General features: G+C 72.6%; 6 protein-coding genes. 5 read left to right on the top strand and 1 reads right to left on the bottom strand.

Annotated elements, in window-relative coordinates:
* Positions 1-641 (bottom strand): orotidine-5'-phosphate decarboxylase (gene pyrF, locus ACK4TH_RS02325; protein ID WP_409622095.1); only part of this gene is annotated, 641 nt, incomplete at its 3' end.
* A gap of 32 nt (positions 642-673) precedes the next feature.
* On the opposite strand from pyrF, the gene ACK4TH_RS02320 reads away from it, so the two are divergent.
* From ACK4TH_RS02320 to ACK4TH_RS02300, 5 genes are all read left to right on the top strand, one after another.
* Positions 674-2,203 (top strand): MFS transporter, encoded by a 1,530-nt coding sequence (locus ACK4TH_RS02320; protein ID WP_409622092.1) that lies wholly within the window; start codon positions 674-676, stop codon positions 2,201-2,203.
* On the top strand, positions 2,200-3,663 hold the full coding sequence (locus ACK4TH_RS02315) for an SLC13 family permease (RefSeq protein ID WP_409622089.1): 1,464 nt from the start codon (positions 2,200-2,202) through the stop codon (positions 3,661-3,663). Before ACK4TH_RS02320 ends, ACK4TH_RS02315 begins: the two co-directional genes overlap by 4 nt.
* A gap of 104 nt (positions 3,664-3,767) precedes the next feature.
* Positions 3,768-4,799 carry an ABC transporter substrate-binding protein gene (locus tag ACK4TH_RS02310; RefSeq protein WP_409622086.1) on the top strand — a complete coding sequence of 344 codons (1,032 nt, stop codon included), beginning with the start codon at positions 3,768-3,770 and terminating at the stop codon, positions 4,797-4,799.
* A gap of 2 nt (positions 4,800-4,801) precedes the next feature.
* Positions 4,802-5,617: an ABC transporter ATP-binding protein gene (locus ACK4TH_RS02305; protein WP_409622083.1), complete on the top strand. Its 816-nt coding sequence runs from the start codon at positions 4,802-4,804 to the stop codon at positions 5,615-5,617.
* 24 nt (positions 5,618-5,641) lie between these two features.
* Entirely contained in the window at positions 5,642-6,469 is an 828-nt protein-coding gene (locus ACK4TH_RS02300) for an ABC transporter permease (RefSeq protein ID WP_409622080.1), read from the top strand.
* The last annotated feature ends 12 nt before the right edge of the window (positions 6,470-6,481 follow it).

Genomic DNA, 6,481 nt, shown 5'->3' with positions numbered 1-6,481 from the left:
GGAATCAGCAACGGCACGGTGGGCGCGATCGAGCGCACGCGCTCGATCTCCTGCGGGTAGGTGGCGCCCACCACCAGCCCCATCTGGCCATGGCGGTTCCACGGCCCCTGCGCCAGCGCCGCGATGTGCTCGTACAGAAGGGGCTGGCCCGGCACGTCGGCCAGCCGGCGCGCCTGCAGGTCGTCGCCGCCGGGGTTGCTGGTGCGGCACAGCAGGAACACCCCCTTGCCGGGGTAGCGCAGGTAGGGCTCGACCGAATCGAAGCCCATGAACGGTGACAGCGTCACCGCATCGGCCCCGTAGCGCTCGAACGCCTCCTTGGCGTACTGCTCGGCGGTGCTGCCGATGTCGCCGCGCTTGGCGTCCAGGATGATCGGCACCTCGGGCGCAGCCACGCGGATGTGCGCCAGCAGCCGCTCCAGTTGCGCCTCCGCCCCGTGCGCGGCGAAGTAGGCGATCTGCGGCTTGTAGGCGCACACCAGGTCGGCCGTGGCATCCACGATGGCGGCGCAGAAGTCGTACAGGTGCTCCACGCGGCCGCGCCAGCGGCCGGGCAGGCGCGCCGGGTCCGGGTCCAGCCCGACGCACAGGCGCGAGCGGTGGCGCGCCTCGGCGCGCAGCAGCATGTCGACAAAGTTCATGTCGGCATTGTAGAAGCGGCTACCATGCCGCCATGTCCGCCCCGGCCGCCCCTGCCCCCGCCACGCCTGGCAGCCTGCAGGCGCTGCAGGCGCGCTACGGGCCGCGCTACCGCTGGCGGCTGCTGCTGTCGGTGATGCTGGGCGCGATGGCGGCGCTGGTGTCCTCCACCGTGGTCAACGTCGCCATCCCGGACCTGAGCCACCACTTCGGTCTGGGGCAGGACGCGGCGCAGTGGGTCACCTCCGGCTTCATGGCCGCCTCCGTGGTGGCGATGCTGACGACGCCGTGGATGCTGGCGCGCTTTGGCTTTCGGCGCACCTACGTGCTGTGCATGGCGGCGCTGATCGCCGGCGGCGTGCTGGGCGGCGTGGCCGACCACTATGCGCTGGTGCTGGCGGCGCGGCTGGCCGAAGGGGTGGCCGCCGGCATCGTGCAGCCGATCCCGGCCATCGTCATCCTGCGCGCCTTCGGGCCCGACGAGCAGGGCCGCGCCAGCGGCCTGTTCGGCATGGGCGTGGTGCTGGCCCCGGCGCTGGGGCCGAGCCTCGGCGGCCTGCTGGTGGACGCCTGGGGCTGGCGGGCGATCTTCTTTCTCGTGGTGCCGTTCGGGCTGGTGTCGTGGGCGCTGGCGCGGCGCTACGTGCCGGTGACGGCACCGGGCGGCGTGCCGGCCCGCCCCGGGCTGGCGCCGGACGTGGCGGGGCTGGCACTGGCAGCGGCGGCCACACTGGCGCTGCTGCTGGGCCTGAGCGCGCTGCACGCCGGCCCGCCCGGGCACGCGGCGGCGCTGCTGGCGCTGGCCGGCGTGCTGCTGGCGGCCTTCGTCACGTGGCAGCAGCGGCGCGCGCGCCGGGGCCGGCCCGAGCCGCTGATGCACCTGGGCGTCTTCGGCCAGCGGGCGTTCGCCGCCGGCAGCGTGGTGTCGCTGATCTACGGCGCGGCGCTGTTTGGCTCCACCTACCTGTTTCCGGTCTACCTGCAGCTCGGGCTGGGGCTGTCGGCGTCGTGGGTGGGTGCGCTGCTGCTGCCGGCCGGGCTGGTGCTGGCGCTGACCATCGCCGTCGTCGGGCGGCTGGCCGACCGTCAGCCGGCGCACCGGCTGGTCACCGTGGGGTTGGCGCTGCTGACGCTGTCGTTCGTTGCCTTCGCGCTCGTGCCGGCCGGCGCACCGCTCGGACTGCTGGTGGCGCTGGCGGTGCTCGGGCGCGTCGGGCTGGGGTTCGTGCTGCCGTCGCTCAATCTGGGGGCGATGCGGGGCCTGCCGGCCGCGCAGCTGCCGCACGGCTCCAGCGCCATCAACCTGCTGCGCATGCTGGGGGGCGCGGCCGGGGTGAGCGTCTGCGGGGTGTTGCTGGAATGGCGGCTGGCGGCCCACGGGGTGACCGCGATGGGCCCGGGGGGGCCAGGGGCGACGGCCGACGCGGCGGCGCTGGCTGCCGCGGCGCCTGCGCGGCTGGCGGCCTTCGCCGACACGTTCTGGCTGCTGGCGGCGGTGTGCGCGCTGGCGCTGCTGAGCGCGCGGGCGCTGCGCCCGCCCCACCGCCCGGAGGGGCGGCGATGACGAGGCGCGCCGCCGTGGGTCTGGCGGCCGCCACCGTGGCGGCGCTGGCGGTGCACGCGGGCGTGGACGCCCCGGCCGCCGCACGCGGCGGGCTGGCGCTGTTTGCGGCCATCGGCCTGCTGTGGCTGACGCAGGCGCTGCACCTGAGCGTGACGGCGCTGCTGGTGCCGCTGCTGGCGGTGGGCATGGGCCTGCTGCCGCTGCGCGAGGCGCTGGCGGCGTTCGCGCAGCCGGTGATCTTTTTGTTCCTGGGCGGCTTCGCGCTGGCGGCGGCGCTGACGCAGCACGGGCTGGATCGGGCGCTGGCGCGGCAGCTGCTGCGGCTGGCGCGCGGGCGGCCGTGGCCCGCGGTGCTGGGCCTGTGGGGCACCACGGCGCTGCTGTCGATGTGGCTGAGCAACACCGCCACCACGGCGATGATGCTGCCGCTGGCCATCGGCCTGCTGCAGCGCGGCGGCTGGTGGCCCGCGGTACCGGCCGTCCCTGGCGACGGGGTGGCGCGTCCGCCCGCGCCGAGCACACCCGGCGACATGGCCGCGACGCGCACCGCGGCCTTCGTGCTGCTGGGCGTGGCCTACAGCGCCAGCATCGGCGGCATGGCCACGCTGGTCGGCAGCCCGCCGAACGCGATCGCCGCTGCGCAGGCGGGGCTGGACTTTGCGGCGTGGCTGGCCTACGGGCTGCCGGCCGCGCTGCTGCTGTGGCCGCTGATGGGGCTGGCGCTCGCGCTGCTGCTGCGTCCGGCGTTCCACCGCCCGGGGAGAGCCCCCTGCGCGGCGGACGGCGGCCCCGCCGTCACCGCACCGGCCCCGGACGCCGACGCCGAGGCGCCGTTCGTCTGGACCCGGGCGCGCGTGCTGACGGCGGTCATCTTCGCGCTGACGGCGCTGGGCTGGGTGGTCGGCGCGCCGCTGCTGCGGCGGCTTGGCATCGCCGGCGACGCCGACGCGCTAGTGGCGCTGGCCGCGATCGTGGCGCTGGTGGGCAGCGGCGCGCTGCGCTTCGAGGCGCTGGAGCGCCACGCCCAGTGGGGCGTGCTGCTGCTGTTCGGCGGCGGGCTGGCGCTGGGCGAGGTGATGGCGCGCACCGGCGCCACCGCCTGGCTGGTGCAGGCGCTGCTGGCGCACCTGCACGCCTGGTCCCCGTGGCTGATCGGGCTGGCGCTGATCGCGTTCGTGATCTTCCTGACCGAGCTGGTCAGCAACACCGCCAGCGCCGCGCTGCTGGTGCCGATCGTGCTCACGCTCAGCGCCGAGCTGGGTCTGCCGGCAGCGGCGATGGCCGCATCGGTGGCGCTGGCGGCCTCGTGCGCCTTCATGCTGCCGGTGGCCACGCCGCCCAACGCCATCGTCTATGGCGCGGGGGTCGTCGGCGCCGGGGCGATGGCGCGCGCGGGGCTGGCACTCAACGGCCTGGCGATCGCGGTTCTGGGCGCACTGACCGCCGTGCGGGCCGGCTGAGCCACGCGCCACTGCCCGGTGGCACCGGCCGGCCATCGAGGCCGGGCGCTTTTGCGCTACATTGTCCGCTGACCATCACCCACGATGCGACGAGGAGACACACGATGCAACGACGCCAATGGCTGGCCGCCGCCGCGGCCCTGACCGCCACCACCGCCGCCCCCTGGGCGCGCGCCCAGGCCTTGGAAAAGACCAAGGTCACCATCGCCGTCGGCGGCAAGAACCTGTTCTATTACCTGCCGCTGACCGTCGCGGAACAACTGGGCTATTTCAAGGCCGAGGGGCTGGACGTCAGCATCGTCGATTTCGCGGGCGGCGCGCGCGCGCTGCAGGCCGTGGTCGGCGGCAGCGCCGACGTCGTCTCCGGCGCGTTCGAGCACACGGTCAACATGCAGGCCAAGGGCCAGCCAATGCGCGCCTTCGTGCTGCAGGGGCTGGCGCCGCAGATCGTGCTGGGCGTCAACCCCAAGACCCTGCCCAACTTCAAGACGGTGGCCGACCTCAAGGGCAAGAAGATCGGCGTCACCGCCCCGGGCAGCTCCACCAACATCATGCTCAATTTCGTGCTGGCCAAGGCCGGGCTCAAGCCCAGCGACGTCAGCGTGATCGGCGTAGGGGCGAGCAACGGCGCGGTGGCCGCCATGCGCTCGGGCCAGATCGACGCCATCAGCAACCTCGACCCGGTCATCACGCTGCTGCAGCGCTCGGGCGACCTGCGCGTCGTCGTTGACACGCGCAAGCCAGCCGAGGCCGAGCGCGTCTTTGGCGGCCCGATGCCGGCCGGCTGCCTGTACGCGCCGGTACCGTTCGTGGAGCGGCACCCCAACACGGTGCAGGCGCTGACCAACGCCATGGTGCGCGCCAACAAATGGATCCAGCAGGCCGGCCCGGGCGACATCATCAAGGTGGTGCCCGAGAGCTATCTGCTGGGCGACCGCGCGGTCTACATCGACGGCTTTCTGGCGTCCAAGCCCGCGCTGTCGCCAGACGGCATGATCCCGGCCAAGGGCCCGGAAACCGCCTTCCGCGCACTGGCCAGCGTCGACGACAAACTGGCCGCGGCCAAGCTGGACCTGGCCGCCACCTACACCAACGCCTTCGTGCAGCAGGCCAACGCCAAATATCCGAAAGGCTGACGGTGACGACGCCGGCGATCGAGTTGCAGGACATCGCCTGCACCTTCATCAGCAAGGACGCCCCGGGCCAGCGCTACACGGCAGTCGAGCACGTCTCGCTGACGGTGGGGGCCGGGGAGTTCGTCAGCGTCGTCGGCCCCACCGGCTGCGGCAAGAGCACGCTGCTCAACGTCGCCGCAGGGCTGCTGGCGCCCAGCCGGGGCACGGTGCGCATTTTTGGCCAGCCGCTCACGGGCCTGAATGCGCGCGCGGGCTACATGTTCCAGGCCGAGAGCCTGATGCCCTGGCGCACGGCGCTGGGCAATGTGATGGCGGGGCTGGAGTTCCACGGTACGCCGCCCGCCGAGGCGCGGGTGCTGGCCGAGGAGTGGCTGCGCCGCGTGGGCCTGGGGGCCTTCGGCGACCGCTACCCGCACCAGATGAGCGGCGGCATGCGCAAGCGCGCCAGTCTGGCGCAGGTGCTGGTGCTCGACCCCGACATCATCCTGATGGACGAGCCGTTCTCGGCGCTGGACATCCAGACCCGGCAGTTGATGGAAAACGAAGTGCTGGCGCTGTGGCAGGCCAAGCGCAAGGCGGTGCTGTTCATCACGCACGACCTGGACGAGGCCATCGCGATGAGCGACCGGGTGGTGGTGATGAGCGCCGGGCCCGCCTCGCGCCCGATCGGCGAGTTCGCCATCGACATCCCGCGCCCGCGCGACGTCGCCGAGGTGAAGATGACCCCGCGCTTCCTGGAGCTGCACGCCGCCATCTGGGGCGTGCTGCGTGAGGAGGTGCTCAAGGGCTACCAACAGCAACTGCGCCGCGCCGCCTGAGCGCACCCCACCCCAACCCCCGTTATGTGGCAACTGATCAAACCCCGACCGGGCAACCTGCGGCTGTGGCAACTGGGCTTGCTGGCCGCGCTGTTCCTGCTGTGGCATGTGCTGACGCAGCCGGGGCTGATCCCGCCCTTCCTGTTCGACAACGACCGGCAGGCCGCGTTCTTCTTCGGCGAACCGCTCAAGGTGCTGCAGCGCATCTGGGTCTGGTTCGTGACCGACGCCGACATCTACCGCCACCTGGGCGTGACGCTGGCCGAGACGCTGCTGGCGTTTGGCATCGGCTCGGTGACGGGACTGGCGGCCGGGCTGTGGCTGGCGCTGTCGCCGATGGCCTCGGCCATCCTGGAGCCCTACATCAAGGCGCTGAACTCCATGCCGCGCATCATCCTGGCGCCGATCTTCTCGGTCTGGTTCGGGCTCGGCATCGGCTCCAAGGTGGCGCTGGGCGTCACCCTGGTGTTCTTCATCGTCTTCTTCAACGTCTACCAAGGCGTCAAGGAGGTCAGTCCGGTGGTGCTGGCCAATGCGCGCATGCTCGGGGCCAGCCCCAGGCAGCTGCTGCGCCACGTCTACCTGCCCAGCGCCACGAGCTGGGTGTTCAGCTCGCTGCACACCTCGGTCGGGCTGGCCTTCGTCGGCGCGGTGGTGGGCGAATACCTCGGCTCCAGCCAGGGCGTGGGCTACCTGATCCTGCAGGCCGAAGGCGTGTTCGACATCAACACGGTGATGGCCGGCATCCTGGTGCTGACGGCCTTTGCGCTGGTGCTGGACGGACTGGTCGGCCGCATCGAGCGGCAGCTTTTGAAGTGGCAGCCCAAGTCTGGCGAGACCGAAAAGCTGTGATCCCCGGAGTGT

This window comes from Tepidimonas sp. (genome assembly GCF_046292505.1).
Taxonomy (GTDB): domain Bacteria; phylum Pseudomonadota; class Gammaproteobacteria; order Burkholderiales; family Burkholderiaceae_C; genus Tepidimonas.
The sequence above is the reverse complement of the archived record's forward strand: the minus strand, read 5'-3'. Positions and strand labels throughout refer to the sequence as shown.